We start from the raw sequence: 2,369 nt of genomic DNA on the forward strand, positions 1-2,369 counted from the left end.
ACGCGGCCGGGCCGCTGCCCGAGTCCGACGGCGGCCTCGTCGCCCAGCGACAGCGCGTCGAGCGGCCGCGCGAGGAGGACCGCCGCCAGCAGTCCGAGCGCGAAGAGCGGCAGCAAAGGCGGTACCGCCGCGGCGTCCCGCCCCGCCAATGACCCGGCGAGCCAGTGCCGCACCTCATCGGCGTTGGCCTCGTTCAGCGCGAGGAGTCCCTGGGTCCAGGCGGACAGGAGCAGGGAGATCAGGGCACCGGAGACCGCCAGGCGAATCGGGGACAGGCCGTCGCGCCCGGTGCTCGCCAGCCCGATGGCAAGGGTGGCCGCAACGGCACCGCCGGCGAACGCAGCCACGACGGCGTAGGTCGCCGGCATGTCGAGGAGGGCGACCGTGACGACGACCGCGAAGCCGGCACCCGAGGTGATGCCCAGGAGAGTCGGCGAAGCCAGCGGGTTGCGGGTCGCGCCCTGGAGGAGGACACCGGCAACCGCGAGACCCGCGCCCGCGACAAGGCCGGCGAGGGTGCGGGGAAAGCGGAGGTCGCGAACGATCAGATGGGCCTGGGTGTCACGGGCACCCAGGACGGCGTCGACGACCTCGCCGAGGGGAAGGGCGACCGAGCCGACAGCGAGGCTCAGGCAGCCCACCAGCGCCAGGAGCCCGAGCAGGGCGACGGGCACCAGCACGCGACGCAGGCGCAGGAGCGGAGACGCGCCGCGGGGCGCCCGGGTGGTCCCGGGCGCCCCTGGCGTCGTGTCGAGTGCGGTCACCGCGCGCTGGCGAAGTACTTCTCAAGGTCCTCGAGCATCGCGTTGGCAGCGCCGATGCCGCCACCGAGGTTCCAGACACTCTCGTCGACCTCGACGACCTTGCCCGCCTTGACCGCCGAGAGGTTCTTCCAGAGGTCGGTCGAGGTCCAGCGCTGGATCTGCTCATCGACCGTCTGCGTGCCCTGCTGGGCGTAGTGGTCGGCGGAGACCATCTCGAAGATGACGTCGCCGTCCATCTCCGGAATGCGCTCCTCGGAGATCTCGATCAGTTGCTCGGAGGTCTCCCAGTCGGCGACCGTCTGCGACTTCGGGCGGGGCAGGCCGGCGTCGCGGATGACCGAACCCGGGAAGCCGGTGAGGTAGATGCGGACCTGGTCGGGCATGAACCGGATGATCGAGACCTCGGTGTCGCCCTGGCCTGCCGCCGTCAGGTCCTCGCCGATCGCGGCGGCACGGGCCTCGTACGCCTCGACGATCTCCTTGCCCTGGTCCTCGCGACACAGAGCCGCGGCGTAGGTGCCGACGTTCTCCTTCCACGCAACGCCGATCGTCTCGGTGAAGACCGTCGGAGCGATCTGGGAGAGCTGTCCGTAGAGAGCCTCGTGGCGCAGCTTGGAGCCCAGGATCAGGTCAGGCTCGAGGGCAGCGATCGCCTCCAGGTCGGGCTCGATCTCGGTGCCGACGACCTCGGCCTCCTCGACCTTCTTCGGGAGGTAGGAGTACCAGTCGTCGGTCCACGGCGAGACGACGCCGACGGGGGTGACACCGAGGGCGAGCGTGCTGTCGGTCTCCCCCTGGCCGAGGGTCACGACACGCTTCGGCGTGCAGGCCACCTCGGTCGTGCCCATGGCGTGGGCGATCTCGACCGCCTCCGTGGGGGCTTCTGCCCCGGAGGTGGAGCCGCCGCAGGCGGCGAGAGTGAGCGAGAGGACGATCGCCGACGAGATGCCGACGAGGGGCTGGAGCTTCATCAGTGGTGGTTCCTTTGAAGGGGCAAACCGGGACAGGAATAAACTAAGGCTTACCTTAGTCACGGTGCTCGGTCGGTCACTCATCGGGCCCCGGAACGAGGCCGTCGACGCGTTCGACAGCGCTGCGTCGCGGCCGGATCACGAACTGATCGTGCGCAGACCGATCGGCCGCACCGGTTTCCTCAGGTGCCGGAATTCATCAACGCCCGCTCCCGCGGGCCGATCGTGCCGGGCGCGGGCGCAGGGCAGCGTCGATCAGTGGCCCCAGAGTCGCGATCACCTCGCGTTGACTCAGGTCCTTCATCGGCGCAGCCCCCAGCGCGTACCGCTGCAGGATCATCCCGGCCACCACCGTCACCGCGGCTGTCGCCCGTCGCCGCGGCAACGGCCCGTCGAGCCGCTGGGCGAGCGGGTCGATGAGCTCATGCTCCAGGAACTCCGACAGCGCCTGACCCTGCCCGCTGTCGCTCACCGCCTCGGCGAGCAGGCGCCTCAGCGGCTGCCCGGTGTCCGGGGAATCCCACACCGTGAGCGCCGCGGCCAAGATGCCGGCGGCCCACGTATCGCGAGGGCCACCGAGTGCGCGCGCCAGCGCATCGCTGGGGCTGATCGGAAGCGTGAGTATGACAACCCC

At 70.6% G+C, this 2,369-nt stretch carries 3 protein-coding genes; all 3 read right to left on the bottom strand.

What is annotated here, in order from left to right; all coding sequences use genetic code 11:
• Positions 1 to 764 (bottom strand): FecCD family ABC transporter permease (locus tag E7Z54_RS21705; RefSeq protein WP_136436814.1); only part of this gene is annotated, 764 nt, incomplete at its 3' end.
• Positions 761 to 1,735, bottom strand: coding sequence for an ABC transporter substrate-binding protein (locus tag E7Z54_RS21710; RefSeq protein ID WP_168798455.1), 975 nt, complete (start codon positions 1,733 to 1,735; stop codon positions 761 to 763). The genes E7Z54_RS21710 and E7Z54_RS21705, both read right to left, overlap by 4 nt.
• A 199-nt stretch (positions 1,736 to 1,934) precedes the next feature.
• A partial coding sequence (locus E7Z54_RS23615) for a hypothetical protein (protein WP_168798456.1) occupies positions 1,935 to 2,369 on the bottom strand: 435 nt, incomplete at its 5' end.

This window comes from Nocardioides sp. (genome assembly GCF_004803405.1).
GTDB lineage: Bacteria > Actinomycetota > Actinomycetes > Propionibacteriales > Nocardioidaceae > Nocardioides > Nocardioides vastitatis.